The organism is Chitinophaga dinghuensis (assembly GCF_003259435.1).
In the GTDB taxonomy this organism is placed as follows: Bacteria; Bacteroidota; Bacteroidia; order Chitinophagales; family Chitinophagaceae; genus Chitinophaga; species Chitinophaga dinghuensis.
The window spans coordinates 174,908-199,246 of record NZ_QLMA01000007.1 but is presented as its reverse complement, the minus strand read 5'-3'; the positions used below and the strand labels follow the sequence as shown (position 1 = coordinate 199,246).

The 24,339-nt window shown below is 44.3% G+C and carries 23 protein-coding genes; 8 read left to right on the top strand and 15 right to left on the bottom strand.

Features of this window, described 5'->3' with window-relative positions; translation table 11 throughout:
- Nucleotides 1–2: 2 nt before the first annotated feature.
- On the bottom strand, nt 3–452 hold the full coding sequence (locus tag CLV59_RS20695; protein WP_211323996.1) for a YybH family protein: 450 nt from the start codon (nt 450–452) through the stop codon (nt 3–5).
- A gap of 71 nt (nt 453–523) precedes the next feature.
- Here CLV59_RS20695 and CLV59_RS20690 point away from each other — a divergent pair, with 71 nt between their 5' ends.
- From CLV59_RS20690 to CLV59_RS20680, 3 genes are all read left to right on the top strand, one after another.
- On the top strand, nt 524–1,099 hold the full coding sequence (locus CLV59_RS20690) for a Crp/Fnr family transcriptional regulator (protein WP_111594205.1): 576 nt from the start codon (nt 524–526) through the stop codon (nt 1,097–1,099).
- Between the two features lie 69 nt (nt 1,100–1,168).
- Nucleotides 1,169–1,573, top strand: coding sequence for a DUF4267 domain-containing protein (locus CLV59_RS20685; RefSeq protein ID WP_111593985.1), 405 nt, complete (start codon nt 1,169–1,171; stop codon nt 1,571–1,573).
- A complete protein-coding gene (locus tag CLV59_RS20680; protein WP_111593984.1) occupies nt 1,563–1,889 on the top strand; it encodes a hypothetical protein in 327 nt (108 codons plus the stop codon). Before CLV59_RS20685 ends, CLV59_RS20680 begins: the two co-directional genes overlap by 11 nt.
- Before the next feature lie 143 nt (nt 1,890–2,032).
- On the opposite strand, the gene CLV59_RS20675 is transcribed toward CLV59_RS20680, so the two are convergent.
- From CLV59_RS20675 to CLV59_RS20650, 6 genes are all read right to left on the bottom strand, one after another.
- A complete protein-coding gene (locus CLV59_RS20675) occupies nt 2,033–2,662 on the bottom strand; it encodes a DUF4241 domain-containing protein (protein ID WP_111593983.1) in 630 nt (209 codons plus the stop codon).
- 15 nt (nt 2,663–2,677) lie between these two features.
- Nucleotides 2,678–3,637, bottom strand: coding sequence for a hypothetical protein (locus tag CLV59_RS20670; RefSeq protein WP_146616261.1), 960 nt, complete (start codon nt 3,635–3,637; stop codon nt 2,678–2,680).
- A 145-nt stretch (nt 3,638–3,782) separates the two neighbouring features.
- Nucleotides 3,783–4,835 (bottom strand): linear amide C-N hydrolase, encoded by a 1,053-nt coding sequence (locus tag CLV59_RS20665; protein WP_111593981.1) that lies wholly within the window; start codon nt 4,833–4,835, stop codon nt 3,783–3,785.
- 60 nt (nt 4,836–4,895) lie between these two features.
- On the bottom strand, nt 4,896–5,486 hold the full coding sequence (locus CLV59_RS20660; protein WP_111593980.1) for a YdeI/OmpD-associated family protein: 591 nt from the start codon (nt 5,484–5,486) through the stop codon (nt 4,896–4,898).
- A gap of 6 nt (nt 5,487–5,492) precedes the next feature.
- Nucleotides 5,493–5,960, bottom strand: a complete 468-nt coding sequence (locus tag CLV59_RS20655; RefSeq protein ID WP_111593979.1) for an SRPBCC family protein — start codon at nt 5,958–5,960, stop codon at nt 5,493–5,495.
- 5 nt (nt 5,961–5,965) lie between these two features.
- Entirely contained in the window at nt 5,966–6,289 is a 324-nt protein-coding gene (locus CLV59_RS20650; RefSeq protein WP_111593978.1) for an ArsR/SmtB family transcription factor, read from the bottom strand.
- Between the two features lie 154 nt (nt 6,290–6,443).
- Here CLV59_RS20650 and CLV59_RS20645 point away from each other — a divergent pair, with 154 nt between their 5' ends.
- Complete coding sequence (locus CLV59_RS20645) at nt 6,444–7,490, top strand: RNA ligase family protein (RefSeq protein WP_211323995.1); 1,047 nt, start codon at nt 6,444–6,446, stop codon at nt 7,488–7,490.
- Between the two features lie 138 nt (nt 7,491–7,628).
- Nucleotides 7,629–8,318 carry a dihydrofolate reductase family protein gene (locus CLV59_RS20640; protein WP_111593977.1) on the top strand — a complete coding sequence of 230 codons (690 nt, stop codon included), beginning with the start codon at nt 7,629–7,631 and terminating at the stop codon, nt 8,316–8,318.
- 2 nt (nt 8,319–8,320) lie between these two features.
- Here CLV59_RS20640 and CLV59_RS20635 read toward each other — a convergent pair whose 3' ends face one another.
- On the bottom strand, nt 8,321–8,746 hold the full coding sequence (locus CLV59_RS20635) for a hypothetical protein (RefSeq protein ID WP_211323994.1): 426 nt from the start codon (nt 8,744–8,746) through the stop codon (nt 8,321–8,323).
- Between the two features lie 236 nt (nt 8,747–8,982).
- Between CLV59_RS20635 and CLV59_RS20630 the strand changes: the two genes are divergently transcribed.
- Nucleotides 8,983–10,623 (top strand): peptide MFS transporter, encoded by a 1,641-nt coding sequence (locus CLV59_RS20630; protein WP_111593976.1) that lies wholly within the window; start codon nt 8,983–8,985, stop codon nt 10,621–10,623.
- A 62-nt stretch (nt 10,624–10,685) separates the two neighbouring features.
- On the opposite strand, the gene CLV59_RS20625 is transcribed toward CLV59_RS20630, so the two are convergent.
- A complete protein-coding gene (locus CLV59_RS20625) occupies nt 10,686–11,444 on the bottom strand; it encodes a DUF3667 domain-containing protein (protein ID WP_111593975.1) in 759 nt (252 codons plus the stop codon).
- 91 nt (nt 11,445–11,535) lie between these two features.
- Between CLV59_RS20625 and CLV59_RS20620 the strand changes: the two genes are divergently transcribed.
- Nucleotides 11,536–12,294, top strand: a complete 759-nt coding sequence (locus CLV59_RS20620; RefSeq protein ID WP_111593974.1) for a response regulator transcription factor — start codon at nt 11,536–11,538, stop codon at nt 12,292–12,294.
- A gap of 187 nt (nt 12,295–12,481) precedes the next feature.
- Here CLV59_RS20620 and CLV59_RS20615 read toward each other — a convergent pair whose 3' ends face one another.
- From CLV59_RS20615 to CLV59_RS20605, 3 genes are read right to left on the bottom strand one after another with little or no spacing between them, the layout of a single operon-like run.
- Entirely contained in the window at nt 12,482–13,816 is a 1,335-nt protein-coding gene (locus CLV59_RS20615; protein WP_111593973.1) for a RagB/SusD family nutrient uptake outer membrane protein, read from the bottom strand.
- 10 nt (nt 13,817–13,826) lie between these two features.
- A complete protein-coding gene (locus tag CLV59_RS20610) occupies nt 13,827–17,198 on the bottom strand; it encodes a SusC/RagA family TonB-linked outer membrane protein (RefSeq protein ID WP_111593972.1) in 3,372 nt (1,123 codons plus the stop codon).
- A 26-nt stretch (nt 17,199–17,224) separates the two neighbouring features.
- On the bottom strand, nt 17,225–19,849 hold the full coding sequence (locus tag CLV59_RS20605; protein WP_111593971.1) for a zinc-dependent metalloprotease: 2,625 nt from the start codon (nt 19,847–19,849) through the stop codon (nt 17,225–17,227).
- A 449-nt stretch (nt 19,850–20,298) separates the two neighbouring features.
- Here CLV59_RS20605 and CLV59_RS20600 point away from each other — a divergent pair, with 449 nt between their 5' ends.
- On the top strand, nt 20,299–20,829 hold the full coding sequence (locus CLV59_RS20600) for a GNAT family N-acetyltransferase (RefSeq protein WP_111593970.1): 531 nt from the start codon (nt 20,299–20,301) through the stop codon (nt 20,827–20,829).
- A 25-nt stretch (nt 20,830–20,854) separates the two neighbouring features.
- On the opposite strand, the gene CLV59_RS20595 is transcribed toward CLV59_RS20600, so the two are convergent.
- The 3 genes from CLV59_RS20595 to CLV59_RS20585 all read right to left on the bottom strand — a co-directional run bounded on the left by CLV59_RS20595 (nt 20,855) and on the right by CLV59_RS20585 (nt 24,087).
- A complete protein-coding gene (locus CLV59_RS20595) occupies nt 20,855–21,406 on the bottom strand; it encodes a UPF0158 family protein (protein WP_111593969.1) in 552 nt (183 codons plus the stop codon).
- A gap of 80 nt (nt 21,407–21,486) precedes the next feature.
- On the bottom strand, nt 21,487–22,455 hold the full coding sequence (locus tag CLV59_RS20590; protein WP_111593968.1) for a DUF2167 domain-containing protein: 969 nt from the start codon (nt 22,453–22,455) through the stop codon (nt 21,487–21,489).
- A gap of 120 nt (nt 22,456–22,575) precedes the next feature.
- Nucleotides 22,576–24,087, bottom strand: coding sequence for a S41 family peptidase (locus CLV59_RS20585; RefSeq protein ID WP_111593967.1), 1,512 nt, complete (start codon nt 24,085–24,087; stop codon nt 22,576–22,578).
- Nucleotides 24,088–24,339: the final 252 nt, after the last annotated feature.

Genomic DNA, 24,339 nt, shown 5'->3' with positions numbered 1-24,339 from the left:
CGTTATTGCTTTAAAGGTCCATTACTACTGAACATATCCCGGTACATTTTCCAGCCATCATTTGTTTTTTTCCAGATGACAATTACTTTGCCTTCATCCATTTTCTTACCGTTCATGTCGGTCATTTCATAAAAACTTTCTTCTGTTACATATTCTTTCCCATCGCCGTACAGGTGTTGGATGGTGAATTTTACCTGCACCTTGGGGCCTGACTTAAAGAATTTCAGCATATTATCCTTCCCACATACAGGAGCTGCATTGGGAGGAAACAGGCATGCGTCGTCGGTGTAGCGGGTAAGAATGGAGGCATCCTCTTTATTGGCCAGGTCGGCGTAAATGGCATTGCTTGCCTCTATTATTTTTCTAATATCCTTCAGGGGATCGTCACCAGCTTTAGCGTAGTTAAAAATGGTCATTCCCATCAGCAGTGATAGCAGCAACTTTCTTTTCATCGTTGTATTTTTTTACAAAAAAAGTTAATTCCCACAGCCTGAAATTGTATAATTGCGAACAAAATTTGACCATGCATCAAGAACTGATCCAGCAGATTTCCCAGCTTATTCATATGTCGGATGACGAAAAGGAATGGATTTCTTCCCGCTTTATTCCCAAAGTATATGCGAAGGGCGATTTCTTTCTGCGGGAGGGTCAGATATGCCGGGAAGTAGGTTTCATTGAATCCGGCCTGGTGAGATATATTGTTACCAAAGAAACGGGAGAAGAAATGACCACCGGTTTTAATAAGGACCTGGAATATACCTGCAATTATGAAAGCTTTCTCGATCATTCTCCTTCCCATGCAGCCATCCAGTGCATTGAACCCTCCGTTATCCTGTCGATTTCCTATGATCATTTACAGGAGCTGTATATACATGTAAAAGAAGGGCAGAAATTCGGGCGACTCGCATGTGAATTTCAATACGTGGAGGCTATACGAAAACTGAAGGAAATATATACGAAAGATCCCGAACAACGATACCTTCAATTTCTGGAAACCTACCCTGAACTGGTACAGCGGCTCCCTCAGTACTATATCTCTTCCTATGTAGGGGTAAAACCTCCTTCTCTCAGCCGGATCAGAAAAAGGCTGGCCAAATGATTTATTAACCTGGGTGAACGAACAGGGATTTTTTGGTGCATAGCTTTGTATCATCATAAACACAAAGCCATGAAAACAACCGCACACAAAGCTTTCTATTTTATTTCTCTGGCCACAGGATTGCTGCTGCTCTTCATAGGGCTGCGCTTTCTGTTGGTGCCACAACAGGCAGAAGCCGATTTTGGTATACAGACCGGTCCGCATATTTCGTTTGCATTCCATTATATCAAAGGAATCCGCGATTTCGGGGTGGGATTGCTGACGCTGGTATTATTATTCAGTAAGGAATATCGGAGTCTGGGCTGGATGATGCTCTGTATGGGACTGGTACCTTGTGCCGACTTCCTGATTGTATTGAAAGATCCGCATCACCTGACCAGTCATCTATATCCGCATCTTACTGCCATATTGATTTGTTTTACCGCAGGCCCTTACTATCTCTTTACTACCAAAAAACAGGTATATGCTCTTTAGTATTATTTTGCTGATACATTTCCTGGCATTCGCCGCATATCTCCTCCACTTAGGCATGATGTGGCCCAACCGGGGAGCAGGCCCCCGGGACTATACCGGACTGATAACGGGTATTACAATATTGGTAACAGGCTGCATCCTGGTAGCTTTTAAATACCCACATGTAAATTATTACAAGGTAGTTCCCAAGACAGCTGTATTTCTGTTGGTAACGGGGATCAATATACGTTTTCAGGGCAAGCCCTATACGAAAACAGCCTACTATACATTAATAGGGCTCACGTTAATGGCTGCGTGTATAGCGGTGTTTCACTAAACTAATGTAGGGAGACACTGCCTCATTGTCCCTGATGTTTGAACCGTAGCGTGGAGCAGGTGTACATCAGGGACAATTTACAGCTTGTAATTAGCAAAAAATGTTATAACCAGATATGCGTACTTCTTTTCTTCAATATGCTGTTAAAATACAACGCCGAAATCGGTTACCAATCTGCAAATATTCCCTCCCGCATCATAACCGATATAAGAGCCATAAAAGCCATCTCCCCAGCCGGAGCTGAAAAAGGCAGCGTTGGCAGCTTTACCGTTCCACATCATCCAGCTACGTGTATGCGCATACGTTTTTTCCATTTCTTCGGTCAACTGGTCGTAGTTATCGTCCTTTTCCTGTAGGAATTCATCCAGTTCTTCTGCTGCAGTGATATCCATAAATGCGCCAGTACCTGCGTCCACACCATAACCAAAAATTTCATCCGCTTTCAGGGTAGAGATATCATCTCCTTCACAGAGGGCCATGTTCCAGGAAACAGGTTGTTCCTCCGAAAATTTGATGCGGGCAAAAGCGACTCTTTCATCGTCTTCAAATTTGGCAACACCCAGTTGAACTGGAAATTCACCAGTAGGAAACACAGTACTGAAGGGACTTTCCAAATCCAGGATAAAAGGATCACATGCAATTAACTGACCGCTGGTAATTTTTAACTGACCAGGATTGACAGTATAAAAAGTGCAATTACGTGCGCCTGACTCGCTGGTGGTACCAGCTACAAAAGCGCTTTCTAAAAAAGCAGGTATTTGTAACGCTGACATACTATTTGAAGATATTTATTGATAATATTTTGAATCGTCCAGGAATTTGAGAATAGCTGTTTGATCAGCATAATTTAGGGTGATGATATCTTTTATAGCCTTCTTCTTGTCTTTCGCATGCGCAAAGTAGGACTTACATATAACATATCCCATAAAGTACCCCAGGTCTCCCATGGTTTTGATGACAGCTCCGTTATACAACCAGTTGGAATAGTCGGTCCCCATCATTTCCTGTTTGAATTGGGTTTTCAGGGTATCCTCATGATTACGGCCATATACTAAATAGCTGTTGGTGAGTGTTGTTTTGAGCACCTTTTCTGCAATGAAGTCGCATGCTCCTTCTGAGAGGGCTTGTCCCAGCAGGATTTTGCCTTCTCCATGCTGCTGCGTGTGTACGTACTCGTGAACGGCCACCATGAGGATGTTATCTGCTTCCTGATTTTTGAAGAAGTTGACCAGGCGGTTATCCGGAAATTCTGATACATCTGTGTATTTATTGCCGGTGGCCAGTTCCGTACCAATCAGGGAGATGGAATCCTGCACAGTGCCGGCAGAGCGTGTAGCCGTGATCGTGAAATACATTTTAGCGTCTCTCAGCTCCGGATAGATTTTGCGGAAATCTTTGACTGCAGTTTCGATAGCAGGGATTTTCTCTTTTACCCGAAGGGTATTGGGACGGATGGAGGCCCAGAATTTGGGATGTTTGTTGATATTGTCTACCAGTTTAGCGGCATCAAAACGCCTTACCTCCATAAACTGTTTCAGGCCGGGAGTAGCTTTATCCGTGTACAGCGTTTTCATGATCTGTACTTGTTTGGCGGAATCCGGCTCCAGGTGTACGGCATCAAAAGCTTCCCAGAAATGATCTATATCTGAAATATAAATATTGGAGCTATTTTGTCCATTTACGGGGAGTATATTGATAAGGGTACAAATCAATATAAGTAAGGGCAATTTGAGCGCGCATTTTTTCATGCTGTTCATTTTCGGATAGGAAAGATTTAACCATTACTGTTGGCAAAAGTGAAGTTAGCCAAAAAACATTGTACTTTCAAAATCCGGCAATGAAAAGCCCTTGCGTGCTTGTTACGCAAGGGTTTCCTCTAAAAGAGCTGATGCTTTATTGTTCGCGCCCCAGGAATTTGAATGGTTCGCTGTTTATAAATGATTTTGCAGCATTACCGGCATATATTTCTCCTTTCGCGAGGGGGAGTTTTTTTACGTGGGCATTGGCGGAAAAATCTACATCTTTAAAATCCACCCAAAAAGTATTGGGCGTAAGTGCAGACTCAAAATAATACACTAGATTTTTTTGATCAGCTACTGTTCTCCATCTTGTAGAAGAGATATTAGGTTGGCCGGGAGTGGAAATACCCAGTGGAACAGAACAGTTTCTGATGACGCTAAATACGCTGGCGATAGCTAGCTGCCTGTCTTCTGTTTTAGGCAGCGCGTTAATATAAAAGGAAGCTCTTACAAATCTGTCGGCCGCCCGGTTGGTTCCCGGCAACATGGTCAGGCCTCCTATTTCCTCCCAGTATTCATTCAGGGCCAGTTGTTTGTCGAAAATAGGAGAATTGGTCATTACAGTATAGTCAGGGCTTTCATGGATCACCAGTTTTCCATTGATATATTCCAGGATGGCATTGTTCCCGCTGGGGTCCGACAGGGACAAATGCAGGGTGGTTAATCTTTCCTGACCAGGAACAGCATCTGTTACAATCACAAATTTCTCCTGGCGAAGTTCTTGCACGGCCTCTTTCACAGTAGCGAAATTATCGAGCACATACTGTACCCATGCAGCAATGGTAAGGCCTTTTTTTCCTGCATTCCAGTTGGGATAAGTTGATTCCGCCAGCCACAAGACATTTGCCACCAGTCCTTTTTCATTCATGCCATCTGTGCTGGAAACATTATAAGCAGCGGCGATGACGCTTCCGTATTTAGACTTCCATTTGATGGTATTGGCGCCTGTTTCGCCATTACGTTCCATTCCTCTCGGAAAAATCCAGAGATCTGTAAAAAGGTCGTCTTTCCAGTCCATTGATCTGGCGGTGATGACTAACCCATTAGGGCCTTTATAAACCACTCTGGTACAGGCATTGCTAAGATCGGTACAGATGGTTAATAGTAGCATACCTACCGCCACAATAGAATTCCTCAGGATGTTCATGTCTACATTTTTATGGTTAATCCCTTTACAATCAACATCATAAAAATGTTCGATAAGACATCAGTCATTCATTCCTCTTCCCTCAAGGATTTGCGGAATGTATTTTTCAATTCTGGACTCCCGTGTTTTCGACTGTTTGGGCGAAGAGAAATAATAGATATAGGCGCGTTGTCTTCCAGGGGTTAAAGCATGGAAGGCCGCCTTGAATTTTTTGTTGGTATCCAGCTGGTGTTGGAGTTCTGCGGGAATTGGTATGGAATTATCCTTGTTGACTTCCACTTTCATACCGGCACGCTCCAGTTCAATGGCCTCATACACGTAAGCTTTCAACACTGGCGCGAGCTTGTTGATCTCTTTGATATTGGTAAATCTTACCTGGCGCCCCACTTGCGTATTTTCGCCGGTTTTAATGAGGATACCATCCGGATCGCTCATTAGAACGCCTTTAAAAAACAGCAGCGCACAGTATTCCTTGAATCCCTGAATAATGACAATGTTCTTCCCATCGTTGGCGTAACAAGGCTTACCCCATTTCAGTTCTTCTGTGAGATCACAATCCAGCATGATATCGCGGAGTTTTTCCATTTCCTTCTCCCACTGAGTTGCCATATCAAAAAAGGCGTCTACTTTACCATTTGACGTATGTTTCATCGGATATTATTTTAATTTGCCTGCAACAGTCTGTAATTGATCATGCGCCATGTTAATACCTTGTACCATGCCCATTTTCAGGTTCTGGTCTCTCTTATCGCCGGATTCATAGATCACATGGATATGCAGCCGGCTGGTATCATCGGTTAGTTTTTCAAAGGTGATGAGCTCCAGGGTAACGCCGAAAGGCATATTCTCCATTTCAAAAGTCCGGGTAATTTTTTCATTCGGTATCCATTCATGGATCGCTCCATTTGCCTGGAACATGACTTTCCCTTCCTGATTCTTTGTCTGGTATTGCCAGCTGCCATGCTTTTTACCTTCCAGTTTAAGTACATGGGTCCCCATCCATTGTTCAATGATTTCCGGATCTTCATGGGCCTTAAAAAGCAAGTCTACCGGCAGTTCAAATTCACGGATGATGTGCAGATCCTGCTTTCCGGATTCAGCATTGATTTTCGTACGGTTTTCCATGACGGTTACTTTTTAGGTTTATAATTTTTCATGATCGCTTCCAGTTTATTAAACCGGTCATCCCACATCTGGCGGAATGGTTCAATGAAATCTGCCACTTCTTTCATTTTCCTGGCGTTTATATGATAATAAATTTCTCTTCCGTTTTGTTCCTGCTGGAGCAGTTCGCACGCTGTGAGTATGGCCAGGTGTTTGGAAACGGTGGGCCTGGCAGTATCAAAGTTGGATGCAATGGCTCCGGCAGTCATGGCTTGCGTGGCCACCAACAGTAAGATCGCTCTCCTGGTGGGGTCTGCTATTGCCTGAAATACATCTCTTCTTAAATTCATTATGTAGCCATTTGACTACAAATATACATGTAGCCATTTAACTACACAAATATTTTTTTGCCGGTTGGAAGACGCGTGTCTCTCTATAATCCATTAAAATATTGGTAATTTGCCCGTAATATCTGATTTGATTAACCTAATTACGGCGTATAGTATGGACAAGAATACGGAATATGAAAAAATGCCCAAAAGTTTGAAAGGCCTGCATCTCACGGACAAAGAACAGCATGATCTCAACAAATTAAAGTGGGTGGTGACGGAGAAAATTCATGGCGCTAATTTCAGTTTTGTATATGAAAATCGTCAGTTGAAATACGCCAAACGCAAGGATTATCTCAAATGGAATGATGATTTCTTCGGCTTCCAGGCAGTTGCGGCAGCACTGGAAGAACGCATTATCCACCTCTTTGAAGCGCTACAGCAGCAAATTCCAGCACATAGGTACATTATTTACGGAGAGCTATTTGGCGGCCAATATCCGCATCCCGACGTAACTCCCAATACAGCAGTACAAGCCATTCAGACCGGGGTTTATTATAGTCCCGATATACATTTCTGTGCATTCGATATTGCGTTCGAAACTACGGAAGAGGACTCTAAGTATTACCTGGATTATGATCAGGCTGTTGCCTATTTTGAGCGATTTGAAATTTTCTATGCCAAGATACTTTTCTCCGGCAAATGGAATGAAGCCCTGAATTTCAATACCAGAATAGATTCCTTGGTGCCGACACAATTGCAACTGCCAGCGCTGAGCCCTAATCTGATAGAAGGCATTGTGATTAAACCGTTCAGTCATAGTGGACTGTCCACCCTCTCCTTTCGGCCGGTGATTAAATTGAAAAATCCGGAATTCGATGAAGAAAAGAAATTCCATGAAGCAGAGAAATGGTCTTACATTCCTGAAGTGAGTTCCCGTACGGAAGAACTATCATTTCTTGTGGAAGAAATGGCCCTTTATATCACGAAGAACCGACTGGATAGCGCCTTATCAAAGACTGGCCGACTGGACCCCTCCAATCCCCAGAGAATGGATGCTATCCAACAGGAATTCCTGGAAGATATACTCACTGATTTTAATGAGGACAACAATGCCATTCTGAACGAACTCGACATTGCTAAAACAAATTGGATAAGGGATCGTATAGCCGTCAGGGTTACTGCATTCATGACGGATGTTATCTCCCGGCAGGAAAAATAATTGCCATTAATTTTCGCACCTGACATTTCTCTCATGGTCTCAGTTGGCGTTCTCTAACATAAACCAATCAGCGTTTAGCCTCCTTTCAGAACAAACCGGGCATTCGCTTGTATTATAGAGATAAAACCGCATACTACTATGAAAGTGATTTGCCATATGATTGCCTCAGTAGATGGAAAGATTAAGGTGAGCGACTGGGGAGAAGCTTTGTATAATCAATCTTTTTCTGGGTTATATGAAGAATGTCATGCCTCCTTTAAACCTGATGCATGGCTTTGCGGGCGGATTACCATGAGTGAATTTACCAATGCAGAGACGCCGGTTCCGGAATCCACTGCTGGTAAAACGGTAGAAAGAAAAGCATTTATAGGAAATCCGGATGCCAGATCTTTCGCCATTGCTGCGGATTCCCAGGGCAAACTGGGTTGGAAATCCAATGATATCAGCGGAGACCATATCATTGAAATATTGAGCGAATCTGTGAGTGATGGGTACTTGTTATATCTGCAGAAAAGAAAGATTTCTTACCTCTTCGCCGGAGAAGAGGAACTGGATTTTGCGGTGGCGCTGCAAGAAATTGAAAAACATTTTCCTATCCAACTGATTATGCTGGAAGGTGGAGGCACCACCAATGGGAGTATGCTGAAAGCTGGATTGATAGATGAGCTGAGTTTGCTCCTGGCCCCAGTTGCAGACGGTACCACAGGCGGCACTACGGTATTTGATGTACCCGGACTTTTATCAGGCGCGCCAGGCAGACACCTGCAACTGATATCCTGCGAGACATTGCGGGATGAAGTGATCTGGTTACGTTATGCTTTTAAATAATTTTATATTGTCTTATCCCCTTCTTTTTTGCTGAACAGTACAACGCCAATCAGCAGCGAAAAAATCAATGTCAGTACCGCAAAGCATTTTTCAAACAAGGTAGCAGCAAACAGATTACCAACGGTATTCAGGAGAAAGAGTGCGAAGAATATCCAAAGCAAAATATTTACTATCCTAACAGGAACCGTAATACGTACCCAGCCTCCTTTTACCAGCAGCACAACGCTAAACAGAAGGTTAACCGCTATGGAGACCGCCTCCAACCGGTACATATCTGCATCATTTTTTAAGCGCCCGCCCCAGGCGATATCATACGGCACTATTTTTAGCGCCAGGCTAATATGAAATAAGAGAACAAGCGTATTAAGGGCCAATAATACCAATATGGCGCGCTGGACAGGCTTCCCGGATGTGATCATTGTAGGCATAAGGACAGCATATATCGAACGAAGATAACCATTCGGAATAATAACTGCTTGTGTTCCAGGATGAAGAAAACTTTAAACTTTCTTTTCATGAATCATATACTGCTGGCCTGTTTAACGGCTCCATTTGAAGGAATTAACGATACAATTCCTTATTTTAGCAGTTTGGCGGTGGCCGGTAATGCCCGGATTACTGCAAGATAATAACCTATATCACGTACTTAGAGCTTTTCACTTACATGAAAAAAACGCGTAACCATCCAGTTGCATTGCCTTTCCTATTTCTGTCGGAAATGTGGGAGCGCTTTGGTTTTTATTTGATTCTCGGCATTTTCCAACTGTACCTGACCGATACCGCCAAAGGTGGCTGGGGCATGGATAGGGCTACTGCTGCGGATATTTTCGGCACCTTTATCGCCTTTGTATACCTGACTCCCTTTCTCGGGGGACTGATAGCAGACCGTAAACTCGGCTACAGTAAATCCATTATCATCGGGGGTATATTAATGGGAATAGGTTATATCGGATTATCCGTTCATAACCTGACCGTATTTTATAGTTCCCTCGCCCTGATCTGTATCGGGAACGGCTTCTTTAAGCCCAATATCTCCACCCTGCTGGGAAATGTTTATAACGACGATCAATATCGTAGTCGCAAGGACACCGGTTATAATATCTTCTATATGGGGATTAATATCGGTGCTTTTATCTGTAACTTCTTTGCGGCCTTCCTCCGTAACTCCATCGGTTGGGGCGCGGCATTTATTGCGGCAGGTATTGGTATGTTCCTGGGAGTAATCATCTTCTCCATTGGGCTGAAACATTACAAGCATGCAGATGTACGCAAACCAGTACAGGACGGCGATATGCCATTAAGCAAGATATTCTCCATCGTATTCCTGCCTGCAATTGTAGTAGGACTTGGCGCCTGGTTCATTCCTGGCAATATCTTCGGATCTGATTCCACAGATGCCTTTATTTTTGCATGTATTCCTATCTTATTGTTCTTTGTATCTCTGCTGGTAAAGGCAGATACAAAAGATCGCAGACCCATGGCGGCATTGCTGTCTATCTTCGCTGTATCCATCGTTTTCTGGGCAGTATTCAAGCAAAATGGTACAGCCCTGACTACCTGGGCACAATATTATACTGACAGAGAAATTCCTGCCGTTATTGACCAACCAGCACAAAAGCTGTACCTCGTTGAGTCAGTAATGAACAAACCGGATTCTATCACGGCCTATGATCAGGAGTTCCGGATTATACGCGATGCAGCAGGTAAGCCAGTGAAGGTTTGGGCCAAACCCGTATACTTCAATAATATGGCGCCGGAGAAAATGCCTGCTGAAGGACAAAGTATCAGTTTGTTCAACACAGAATTGTTCCAGTCCATCAATCCTTTCTTTGTAATTACACTGACACCATTGATCGTACTGCTCTTTGCACTGCTGCGTAAACGTAACAAGGAGCCCTCAACACCAACCAAAATTGCCATGGGACTACTCATATCGGCACTTTCTACTCTAATGATGGTGGGCGCAGTGTACGTATGTAGTAATGGAACTATTAAGGCGTCGCCTTGGTGGCTGATCGGATGTTATGGTATCATTACCGTTGGGGAATTATTCCTCAGTCCAATGGGCTTATCTCTTGTATCTAAACTGAGTCCGGCCCGTATTACTTCCTTGATGATGGGTGGCTGGTTCCTGGCAACTTCCATCGGTAATAAGCTTTCTGGTATTCTGGCTACTTTGTGGGATACTTATGATAACAAGGCTAATTATTTCCTGGTCAACTTCCTGTTGCTGGGAGGGGCCGCAGCGGTGATATTCCTGATGTTGCGCTGGCTGAACCGAATCTTTAAAGAACACGTACATTAAATCATAAAAAAGAGCAAAGTGATAATATTCACTTTGCTCTTTCTCTTTATTACTTCTTCTTATTACTTCTTCAGGATGTCAATCAGTATCCCAAAAAGTAAAGCAGTGAAGAGGCAGAAGAACATCCCCAGACAATAGGCTACCAATGCCTTGATATAACTCGCCACTTTCTTTCCATCGAAGAACTGCCCTATCGCCCAGATACAATAAATAAAAGGCACCAGTCCTTCTATTAAAGCCATTTTTACCCCGGTCAGCCCTGTTATCAGTGCGAAAAGAGAGTAAATCAGCATACTTGTTCCAAGAACAAAGCAGAGCATAATAATATATTCAAAGTAGTTATAACCACTTTTCTTAAACAACAATTTCAGCCAGAAAGCAACAAACGCCCCTATTATGAGGTTACCGTAGCCTATATGCCCCTCTAACCAGGCAAGAAAAGCCATATAGGTAGAACCGGCCAAGGGTGCAGCCGTGTAATCTCTTTCCTGATGAAAAATATGTGAAATCGTAGAAAAGAGAAGGGAGGTAATAATGATGAAAATAATCGGTTTAACAAGCCGGCTCCTGTTCTCATTCAAAAAGATCCTGATATTCCTGCCCGGCCGTATGAATAATTCCTTGACGGTGTAAAGGATTCCTTTTTCAAAGTGCAATACATGCTGTATCTCGTGGACGACATAATGCCTATCTACTCTCTTTAAAGCAATGGGAGTTCCGCAATGGCCGCAGTATTGAGTGCTAACAGTTTTGTTACAGTTCCGACAGTGAATAGCGGCAGTTTCGCTCAGACTTTCGGTATTGACATTCGTCAAATCCATAGTGTAAAATATATTTCTGCCAAAAATGGAAACAAATATTTTGCAAAACCCTACACCAGAGTGTAAATTTATGCTGACCTAATTGCTGTACATGAGAAACAACTCCAGTTCCAGTTTATTGAAAGTAAACAAGTTAGAAGAAATCCCGGCGGAAGACCAAACGCCGCAATCCTACCTGGAAGTGGTAAAAGCATTTGCCCGTCTTACCTACGAAAGTGTATACCTGATCGATTATACTAATATGTCGTTTGAATATGTATCAGACAATCCGTTGTTTCTATGCGGGTATACAGCCAAGGAAGTTTTACAACTAGGGTATGAATTCTTCTTCCGGCATGTTCCGGAAAAAGACCTGGAATTTTTGGCGTTGATGAATGAGGCTGCATTTGCGTTCTATGCCGATATTCCTCTGCAGGAACGGAAAAAGTACAGTATCCGTTATGATTTTCACCTCATTGATAAAAAAGGTAAGCAAATACTTGTCAATCATAAGCTCACCCCCCTTTTTCTCACCAAGGATGGAAGGATGTGGAAATCGATTTGCATTGTTTCCCTCTCTCCTCATCAGACAGCAGGCAATGTCCATATTTCAAAGGAAGGCTCCAGCGAAACGTGGGAGTTAAATGTAACCACTAAAAAATGGTACCCCACAGAGAAGCCTGTACTTACGGAAAGAGAGCTGGAAGTATTACGCTTACATGCACAAGGTTTGTCCATTCAACAGATTGCGGAGAAAATTTTTGTTTCGCCAGACACGGTTAAGTATTACCGCCGACGCATATTCCAGCGCCTGGAAGTGAGTAACATTATGGATGCTTTGTCGCATGCCGTTACCCGCAAACTGATGTAATCGTGTTGTTACTCTGAGGGTTTGAGGAGATCATGCGACCAGTGTATATCGTGTCTCCCTATAATCATTCCGTTGCTACCAATAAGGGCTCAGCACTCTATTACACATCAATTATAGAACGATAACTAACAAAAATGGCCACTGGTGCAATACCAGCGGCCATTTAATTTTCGTTTACACGATACGGTTATTCAGATAATAATGGATTATTTGCAATCGCTTCCACCGGAATTTTGATGGTATAGCGAGGATCACCGGCCTGCAGGGTAACTGTCTTACTTTTGATAGTATGGACAATCTGCGGCTGTGTGGTTCTGCGGAGGTCAAACCAGCGGTGACCTTCAAATGCCAGCTCACGGGATCTTTCATTGTATATTTCCTGCAACAGTGCGGCGCCAGTCAGTGTAGCGAGTCTTGCCTCTTCTGTCTGATAGAAATCCGCTGTAAGGCGGTTTTTCTTCAGCTGATTCAGGAAAGTTCTTGCCTGCTCCGGCTGATTCAGCTGTGCAGCAGCTTCTGCTGCAATCAGGTACATTTCCGCCACGCGGAATGACTGACGGAAACTATTGCTGTTACTTACTTTAGAGACAACGTTATTGTTTTTGCTGTCTTTTCCATAAAACACTTTCAAACGTAAATCGCCGGTAGTATTGTATAATGCATACAATGCATCCGAAACAAAAGCGGTTTGGATATAAGCAGAGGTATAATTTTGTTCCAGTGCCTGGATGGTTTCCACTGAATTGTACTGCGTAGGCAGCGTGGAAGCTTTATTAAAATCTACCAGTGTGTTTTTCTTCGCCAATACTGCTTTTGCCGCTTCCAGTGACTTTTCCCACTGATGCGTGTAGAGATATACTCTCGCTGCCATGGCCAGACCGGAGACTTTCGTAAACTTATACGAAGCTGCGGTCTGATATTGATCTACGTTGACGAGCGACAACCCGGTAGCAATATCTGCGATTACCTGATCATATACTTCTTTCACAGAATTACGGCCACTTACTTTTTCCAGGTCTACCTTGATGATAACCGGAACAGCCTTATCAGTAGCGGCGGTTGCTTCGTTGTAAGGTTTGCCATAGAGGTTTACCAGGTTAAAATGCGTGTAAGCACGCATCAGGTAAGCTTCTCCCAGCAATTGATTTTTCTCTTCCTGGGTACCGTCTGTAGCATTAGGCGCTGCATCTATGATATGATTAGCATAGAATATCTGCTGATATTTAGCCCTCCAGTCGTAGGTATAAATATTAGCGCCATTGTTTTCATCCCAGAAATAGTTGGGTTGAAGCATATTGACGTCGCTGGAGCGACTTTCATTCATTTTAATTTCATCTGCTCTGTAGGAAGCCAGGCCTTTATCATAGTTAATGATGGCATATCCTGCATCCAGTTCTTTGCGGAAGTCGGCCACAGTAGTAGGGATTACTTTCCCTACAGGCACGATATCCAGGTATTTTTTGCAGGAAGAGAAAGTGGTCAATGCCCCTATCAGTCCGGCGGTATATAGTACTTTACGCATTGGTTAATATTTAGAAAGTGGCATTCAGGCCGATGGTAAATGTTTTAGGAATTGGCTGTGCATAGATATTACCCATTGTTTCCGGGTCCATGTAACCGTCGTAGTTACCGGAGAATACAAATGGATTGCGCGCTTCTGCCGTAATTTTCAGGCCTTGCAGACGGATGCGGGTGCATACCTCTTCTGGCAGGCGGTAGCCTAATGTGATATTACGTACGCGTACATAGCCGCCATTTCTTACCCATAATCCCAGGCTGGTGAACTGGTAGTATTTATCTTGCAACCAGTGGCCCAGTAGCTTTTGATCTTCCGGCGTATTAGGACCATCTCCAAACAACGGAGGCGCCTGACCGTTAGGGTTGGATGGTGTCCAGCGGTCCAGGATTTTATTGGAGGAGTTAGCCCCACGATCGTAGTAGAACGGATTGTAGTAAGGCTCTATCTTCACTTTCTGACCTAAGTTAAACAGCAGGCCGATAGCCAGGTCAAATCTTTTGTAGGTGAAGTTGTTATTGAAACCACCTGTGTACAGCGGATCTGAAGTACCCATATTGCGGAAGAGGGCTTTCTGCTGTGCATTTGTCAGATTAGAATACGGGAATAAGCCACCCAGATCCGGGTCTCCCGCAAAATCATCCTGCAACTGCAACAGTTCAGATAAGGTCTGTGTTTTACCGCCATGGTTCACGAGGATCATACCATGTTCATTCAGGCCAGCATAGTCAATACCCCAGATCGTTCCGGTAGACTGTCCTTCTCTGGAAGGGAAATAGCTATTGTCCTGGAGGGTTTCGCGCAGTACGGTATTTTTATTGTAAGAGAAGTTGAAGTCGGTAGACCAACGGAAGTCCTTACGGGTAATATTCCTGGTATTGATGCTGAATTCCACACCACGGTTACGCATTTCCGCCCAGTTCACCGTCATATTCTGGAAACCGGTTTCTAACGGCAATGCACGTACGTTGATCAGGTCTTTACCATGACGATCATAGTAATCGGCCGTGATGTTCACCTTGTTTTTCAGGATACTGATGTCGATACCAATATTCTTGTTGATGGTTTTTTCCCATCTGAGCTTGGCATTAGGTGGTGCATCTACTTTGATTGTCTGCAAAGGATTACCTGGCAGAATAGGTACATTGGTATAGGTGCCTACTACGAAAGGCGATGTATTCTTATCAATATTTCCTTGCAAACCGTAAGAGGCGCGGACATTCAGGGTATTAATGAAGGTGATATCTTTCATGAAAGATTCTTCCATTACACGCCATAATCCACTTACAGACCAGAGTGGCAGGTATTTATACTTTGGATCTACCCCGAACAGGTCGGAACCGTCGAAACGGATGCTACCACCTAAGGTATAGCGATTATTGAAAGTATAGCTACCAGTTCCAAAGAAGGATACAAAAGCATTCTCTGTATAGAGGGTTCTGTCTTTGTACAGGTCTTTGATATCGTTATCATTTTGGAACTTGATAGGAATGGTGGTGAGTGTTTTAGGATCGTATCCATAACCGGTGCTGGTCATGTATTTATCTTTTACTCTTCTCAGTTCATTACCTACCATGAAGTTGAAGTCATGTTTCTTTTGCAGGTTAAAGCTGTATTCCGCCATTGTTTTCAGCGTATACTGCTGCATATTACGGTTGTTGTTATTGATCACGCCGCCGTCAGGAAGAATGGTTTTCTGCGTGCCGCTGGTTGGATCAAAACGCATATTCTGGTCTGCGAGTAATCTTACGTAGTACGTATTACCGAGGGCAATTTGCTCGCCGGTAGTGATATCCGACTGGATACCCAGCTGGGAGCTGATATGCAGGCGGGGAATCACTTCATAATCCAGTTTGAAGTTGGTATTCACCGACTGTGTCTTCAGGGTATTGCTGGTATTTTTACGTTCTTCCAGTAAGTTGAAATCCACTACGTTTCTGTCGCCGCCGATATTTCTGTCATACACATAGTTACCGTTGTCGTCCAATACTTTCATATATGGATTGGCCAGGCGGGAGTACTGTAAAGGATTCGTATTACCGCCACGGTTAGTACTGAAAGAGGTCTGACTGCGTTGATTGGCAAAGATGCCAGCAGAGAATTTCAGTTTGCTGGTCAGGTCGTAATCTGTTTTCAGGGTGATGTTATAACGATTAGCGCCGGTTCCGATGGTAGCGCCTTTTTCGTCATAGTATCCGCCGCTGAAGTAATAAGCTGCTTTATCTCCGCCACCGGAAACGCTTACGGTATGTTCCTGGGTGAAGGCACTGCGGAAGATCAGGTCGTTCCAGTTGGTATTAATCCCTCTGAGTGCGTTGATTTCGTTGCGTGCCGCAGCATCGATACCGTCAAATCCTTTATTAGTAAGATCTTCCGGAGAAATATTGTATTTCTGAAGAATGCGGGATACTTGGCCGTTATTCTGTGCGTAGGTGAAGTCGGATGTATACAGATCCAGTTCCAGTCCTACTTTCTGGTCGCTGTTCATCAGGTTCAGTCGGCCCAGATCCGGTTTCTGTGTGAACGTGAAGTTATTGCGATAGTTCACAGACAGGCGTTCTCCTTTCTTACCAGATTTGGTAGTGATCACAATCACCCCGTTGGCAGCGCGGGCGCCGTAGATAGCAGTAGCAGCCGCATCTTTCAGTACGGTGATACTTTCGATATCAGAAGGGCTGTAACCTGCGATAGAAGTAGTGTATAGCTGATCGATGGCTTTCGCATCTTCCATAGAAGGCAGGTTGGTGCCTTCTACTGGCAGCCCGTCGATTACCCAGAGGGGATCTTGGGTGCCTTGTAAAGAGGAGGTACCGCGGATACGGATTTTCGCCGCCTGGCCCGGAGCACCGGATTGCGGCGTGATAGCCACGCCGGAGAGTTGTCCTTGCAGCATTTGTTCCACACTCATCACCCCGCCCACATCGATTTTATCCATGCTGATTTTGTCAATCGCGCCGGTGGATTTATTCTTCTTAATGGTCTGGTAACCGGTAAATACGAACTCATTGAGGTTTTTACCGGAGTTAGACATCGCTATTTTGTAGTGATTGCTGGCAGTAAGCTGCAGCAGCTGGGTTTCGTACCCCATAAAACCAATGGTAAGTTGTTTTACGGAGAGAGAATCCGGCAGTTTCAGGGAAAACTCCCCTTTTTCATCGGTAATAGCGCCGATGCTGATATTCTCGATTACATTCTGGGTACCGGTGACAGTGCCAATTGTTTTATTGCTGGCATATACCGACACGCCCGGCAGTACTTCGCCAGACACCGCATCTACTACTTTTCCTTTGATAGTACGCTGGCCTGTTTGCGCCTGCGCCCACCATGGGGAAAGGGAGACTGCCAGGAGCAGGCAAAATACCTTCACTAAGAACTGACTTTTTTTCATTGCTTACAGAAGATCAGGTTGTTTATTTATTTGTTGTTTAATGCTTGTTGTATGCGGAGTACCAGATCGCTGTAGTGATCGGCAGTGGCTCTGTCGCTTGTATTCTTGCGGCTGTTCAGCAGCTGCATGAGTCGACTCAGTTCTCCGCGCTTAGCGCTAACGGCATCGGATACACGGTGAATAGAGAAATAATTCAGGTTACGTCCGGCGCGTTCATTTTCTTTTTGCGGCTGTAAAGAGAAGCTGCAGAAACCATCCAGGCCGGTGAGGGCGAATTCTTCCTGTAATCTTTTAGCTGCCGGCGGCGCAATAGATTTATCGATACTTACAATCAGTGCATCCACAAAGCCTTTCTGGCTGTTACGTTCGAAGATATCCAGTGTCTGGCCTTTAATGGTTTTGGCAAAAATGCCCTGGTGCAGGTCTTGCATCAGATCAGACACGGTATAGGCAGTGGCGCCGTTAGTAGCTTCATTCTCCAGCATGCGGGAGAGTCTTTCGTCGCGGAGCAGGTCGTAATAGAAGAAGGACTGTAACCCTTTCGCATATACGAGTGCGCCGTATTCTATATTACCGATCGGACTTTCCTTGATAGGATAGCTTTTCGCATAGATGTCATTTTTAAACAACCATGCCGGGGTATTGAATACCTCTTCAATCAGGTATTTCACCGCCTCTTGTTGTTTCTTTTTAGGCACATGCTGGTAGGTATTCTGTTGCTGACCGAATACGGTAGGCGTTACATAGATACCGCCTACATTTGCCATTACATGGTATCCGTATTGGTTCCACTGACCGATGGCGCTGTTCAGCATTTTACCGGCTTCATCGTAGGTGCTGCCTTCTTCTTTTGTCCAGCTAAGGATTTGCGGAACAATACGTTTCAGGTTCTGGAGGCCGTAGCGACTTGCTTTCACCGCATCGTTGCCCAGGTCTTCGATCTGGCTGCGCGGATCGATTGCATCTCTGATATCCTGTTGTTCGCCGAAAGCATAGAGGGGATCATTTTCGTGTGCGCGTAACTGTTTGTTCAGTTCCGGCAGTTCCTCATGCGGATTTTTACCGGTATAGCGGTAAGCCCAGCCGATAGCGAATTTATCGTATACGCCAATGGCAGGAGTGATCTGAGTAACGTTGTCTCCCGGCTGTGCCACATAGTTAAAGCGGGCATAGTCCATGATAGACGGTGCAGTACCGCCCATGCGGGAGGTGAATTCAGGCGAGCGCAGGGAATCCACTTCAAAAGCGAAGGAACTACCCATGTTATGTTGTAATCCGAGCGTATGGCCTACTTCGTGGCTGGATACGAAACGGATAGCATGGCCCATGAGGGAATCGCTGAAATGGTTGCCACGGGCGCGAGGATCGATAGCGCCTGTTTGAATACGCACCCATGAATGGAGGGTACTCATCACATTATGCCACCAGATGATATCTGCCTCCAGGATTTCGCCGGAGCGGGGATCAATAACAGAGGGGCCCATGGCGTTGGCTTTCGCAGAAGCCGCATAGGTCACCACAGAGTAACGGGCGTCATCGCCGTCGAAATCCGGATCATCGGTAGGCGCATCTTTTGCGATGATGGCGTTTTTGAAGCCAGCCGCTTCAAAAGCTTTCTGCCAGTCTTCAATACCTGCCTTGATGTAAGGACGCCATTGTGCCGGCGTACTGGCATCGATATAATAAACGATTGGCTTTTTAGGTTCTACGAGTTCGCCGTTCAGGTAGCGCTGCATATCTTCCGGCTTAGGTTCCAGTTTCCAGCGGGTGATCAGTTCTCTTTCTTCCAGTTTATGCTGGGCATCGCTGAAATACCATCTTGGAGTGGTAAAGAGTCCTACCCTTCTGTCGGCGAACCTTGGCTTCATAGGTTGTTCGCTGAGCAAAACGAGGTTGGTAGTGGTTTCTATGGATACTTCCACACCGGTGATTTTCGATGTCAGCTCGGATTTGGCCACTATATTTTCCTGGAAGGATTTAATACCGCGGATACGAGACAGGTCTTTGATAGGAGAACCTGGGAGTCCGAGTGATTCAAAAACGTTGTTGATACTGCTATTGGAGCCATCGAATAGTTTTGATACGTTGATGACAACAGCGGAGGTATCTTTATTAAAAGCTTCTATTTTAAACTGATCAATCAGGGAAGGGATGAAGTTATCTGCCACGGATTGCGCGATAGCGTTGTTGGCAGGCACTTCCAGGAATGGGTTCTGTTTACGCAGAAAGAGTTTATTCAACAGGGTATCTCTTTCAAAAGCGATGACCATGTTGGCGTAGTTCATTCCTTTGTTCACGCCAGCTTCATTGAGCTGTTCCGGTACTTTCGAAATTTTATTCACCACCAGGATTTGTCGGCCCATTAATTTCAGTGGGATTTCAAAGTAGTAGTCTGTTTTCACCCGGTGCACTTTCAGCAAACCATTGCTGGTTACAGCTTCCGAGGTGATCACTTCCGAATAGGGTTTCATCCCTTTGGTATCGGGTTTCTTCTTCGCAGTTGTATCCGCAGCCACCACGGGAGCCTTCTTTTTGAAGAGCCACCCGCTTTTCTTTTTGGATTGGGCTATTACATCAGTGGATGTAAAACACTGTGCCGAAAGGGCTACGCATGGGAGTAGCCATAACAGTTTCCTGTAACTTGCGTGCATAAATAGGAATGATATTAAATTGTATTAAACAATACTTTGGGAAACAATGCACCAGTCCCATTGCTGCTGATGAGGGTTAACTATATAAAACAGCTAAACCCAGCAAGGGCCGGGCTACAAAGGACGAATGGGTTGCTAGAAAGTATTGGTGCGGCTACAATAACTTGGGCACAGGCAATGTCTTTTTAAGCAAATGGTTTCTACGTTTAACTTTTTTTTAACTACAGGGCCGCAAAGCTATAGAAAACTTCAACGCAATCCGCGTTTTATTAGATATCTTTCTAGATAAAATGGCTACAACAGACCCAAACCAGCCACAGACGGGCATCCCCATTCATAACATTTTTAAAAAAATCATACAATTACAGCAGTACGGACGATATTTGGCGTATGACCGTCAGGGTTAGACTGCGAATATTCAGTAGTCCTAAATAGCTTACTTTTGTGATATGGAATCAACAAGCATTTTGACAGGCAACAATGACGTACAGCTGAAAGCTATTGCGCACAGCGATTTGGAAGACATGGCCCTGCTGGCCAATAACCCTGCTATTGCAGCCAATCTGCGCGACAGCTTTCCGTCTCCGTATTCCCTGAAAGATGCAGAAGAATTTTATGCGTTGATTCAACAGGGGAAAATAAAGAATGTATGGGGTATTTATTTCAAGGGTAAAATTGCGGGAGTGATCACGCTTACCCCACAATCAGATATCTACCAGCATTCCGCTGAAATTGGCTACTGGCTGGGCGCGCCCTTTCATGGAAAAGGCGTTATGTCGGAAGCAGTATCTTTATTGTCTGATTATGCCTTAAAAGAAATGCATCTTCACCGCATCTATGCAGGCGTATTTGCGTACAACATTGCCTCACAGAAAGTACTGATGAAGGCTGGCTTCCATCTGGAAGCGATTAAAAAACAGGCCGTAATTAAAAATGGCGTCATGCATGATGAGCACCTGATGGTAAAGATGAATAGTTAGCCCTGTTGGCGAGGCCACTGCCAGGCTATGTGAGATCCATTTCTATCCAGGAACTATTTCCAATGTCCCACACCCTGGAGCTTTCCAGGTCAATATTATTATCTACCATAAATTGGTCAATAATAGTAATCAGGCGTGTATGCTTCCATTTTTCCCATTGGTCTTTCAGCTCATCTGTTGCCTCTGTGCCAAAATAGAAACAGAATCGCTGAGATCCATCCTGGTTCTTTACCCGCTGCTGTAGCAGGTTGAATAATTTTTCATCCTTTATGCCGCTGATAAATTCTTCCATAATCGCTTTTCTTTTCCCGAGTTCCAGCGCTGGAATCATCACAATTTCAGGATCGTTTTGCTCCCGCCTGGAAATCCTGTCCGCAATCAAAGCCGTGGTATCATCGGCATAGGAGGCTCTTACCGATTCATCTCTTGTGAGATCATCTGTCACCAATAAGAAATCAGCGATATGGATAGAGTAAAATTCGCGGTCCCTCCTATCGTAGTAGAAAGTCTCCATTAAATTAGTAATTGGCTCAGAATAGGCCACGATCAGCCAATTATAGATTGCTGCTTTGTTCATATTGCAATGACTATTGAGAAAACTACAGCGGCGATTCCATTGCCTGGTATCGCCGCTGTTAAAAAAGAGATGAATGCAGATTATGCATTCATCGTAGGTTCATCTTCAGGCGTAGGCGCCGGTTCGGTTACCACTGGTTCTTCTGCTTTTTTGCGGCCCAACATTTTTTTAATGAAACCGCCTAAGGCAGCTAGTCCCAGCAGGATAAATTTCCAGCCGGCTACGAGGAATTTGGCAAGGAAAGCGAAGAGGCCCACTTTTGCGAGGATCTTACCTGCTACCAGGCCACCAATGGTCCATGCAGCTACTTTATCAATCTTAGGATCGAAATCGAAGTAGGTATTTCCTTCCGTGAAAGTAGCCATATGCAGTACTTTATCGATATTGGCTTTTACCAATGGTAATTCCCGCATAGTACATACCGCATTTAGGGAAAGAATGCCATGACGACCTAAAATACGGATCTGGTAATTCAGGGTATTAGGGCCTTCCTGATCGCCGAAATGAATTTCTTTCGCCCAGTGCAGGACTTTGTTTTGCTTGTCGTAGAAAGGAGGCTGTGCCCATCCTATCAGATGTATAGGGGCATAACCTTCTTTCTGCCTTGCCTCATTCACTTCTTTTTCATCCTTCTGCATGTCTTTCATGAGGTCGTCGTAATTGATTTTTTCGGCGTCATCATCTTTTATGTAGCCAACTTCTTCGTATGCTACGACGAAGACAAAGCTACTGTCGGAGAAGGGATCAGAATTTTCAGGGAAGATCATTCCAAGCATGTTTTCTGCGTTGGATTCCGGATTGCCCCAGAGTTTCGTGAGCACAAAAATACTTTGCTCTTTGTTCAGGTACTTAAACCCAGCAGGAACTTTAATTTCCGCCTTGCCACCGGGAAGCTTAATATTACCGATTTCATACTTTTGCGCTTTGCGGATAGAATCTACCAGGAGTTTTACTTGTGCTCTTTCGTATTCGAGAGAATCAAGTACAGGGGCTGCTTTTATAGTTAGGGCTATAAACAGCAAACATGCCACAGATAGGTATTTAAACATAAGGGAACGAATGTGTTTCAGTCGCTAAATATGCAATATTTTTTTTGAATATGAAAATCACACGCGGTTGTAAGCCCTTATCTGGAGTAGTTTAGGGAGACGGATGTCTGTCTGTTCCTGTCATCTGTTTTTCCCGGATGCAATCATTTTAACCGCCTCCTCCAGATCTCTGTCTCTGTTGGTAACGATATCAGTCGGCGTATAAACGACTTCCCTATCCGGCATGATTCCATGTCCTTGTATCATAGGGTTTAGGACCGACACTACACGCAGCAGCGGGAATGTTATTACTATACCAGTATTGGGTAAGGTTAAATCCTGGATAGTACCGCCGCTACAGCCTTCTGCCCCTCCTGCCGTTTCACGCCCAATGAAGGTGGACTTACTACAGTATTTTCTGATAGCCGCTGCTGTATGAGCGCCGGAGGAGAAAGTGGCGCCATCAATTAAGACAATGAGCGTACCGTCAAAATGGTCTTTCTTATCCAGCTCCATTTTTTCCAGCAAATTGACAAATCCAGATTGAAATGCCATATAGTAGCGACCTTCATTTCTTATTCCTGTTGGTCTGAAACTCTCCATAAAACTTAGTGTTTTAGCAGTGTCCAGATACGGATCAAATTTTGTTTTACCAGGATTGGGTACTCTTGCCCAAAGATTGCCTACCATTTGAAATGCACTATCAGCAAGATAGGTCAGTAATTTTGCCGCTATTCTGATATCGCCGCCGGTATTATGTCGTAAGTCAATGATGAGCGTTTGAACGCCGTTTTCCCTGATGGCCTTAAAAGCTTTACTGAAAACTAAAGTATCCTCATACTGGTAGCTATGTACTTCCAGACATGCCACCGCCGCGTTATTCAGCCATCTCAGTGGCAACTCCTCCTCACCAACAGCACTTTTCCAATTCCTGCGATTGTCTACTACCTGTACAATTTCAGCCTGTGGCGCCGTTGCTGGTAAAGTATCTGCGGATATGGTGATCACTTTGCCCTGCACCGTTTTCAACTTAATCGCATAAGGAGGTTTCCATTTATAATACTTATTGCAGGCATCTTCAAAACCATCATATTCGCTCAGAAAAAGCTCCTTGAAGGTTTGATTATTTCCATCAGCAGCATACAAATCGCTGCCATGTTGTATGATATCCTTCACAGCTACCCCATTGATGCTTAATATTTCATCCCCGGTACGGACCTCTTTTAACTGATGTGAGGTAATCCAGGCACGGTGCTGCCGCACTAATACCTTGAATGGTAACGAGGGTAGCTGGTCGGCAGCAGCAGGTCTGAAATGGGCACTATGCTTTATCTGGGTATGACCACATTTCAATGCGCTGATCAATGGATAAACGATTGTAATAAATTCACTTTCCGACATAGGCTGCTGAATGCGGCGAACGGTGTTATCATAAACAGTACGCAGACTATCAGTGGCCGTATAAAGACCATATGCAGGATGCATGTCACTGATGGCCGCCCAGAGAGTAGACAAGTCCTCCCGCATTGCTTTCACTGAAAGCTGCTGATGGCTGGTATCTGGCACAGACTTCAACTGAGCGCTGCTGGTCATGACAAGTGTAAGTAATATATTCAGGAAGAATATGCGAATAAGTGGTTTATTATCATGCATAAATTAGTAAGGAGAAAACCCTTTCTTCTAAAGTAATATAATATTACGATGTTTCTATACTGTCCACTTGAAGGCGCCAATAGCTCCTCGTGAGACTATCGCGTTTTCATCGTCCCTATTCTTGCTTTTTGCAGGAAGTAACATCCCCACTGCGTGAGCTTCTCGTCTACATAAACAATTAATAATCAATATTCAAACAGAACAAACTTATCTACATCCAAAATACCTAGTAATGCTATGTATTTTGTTATA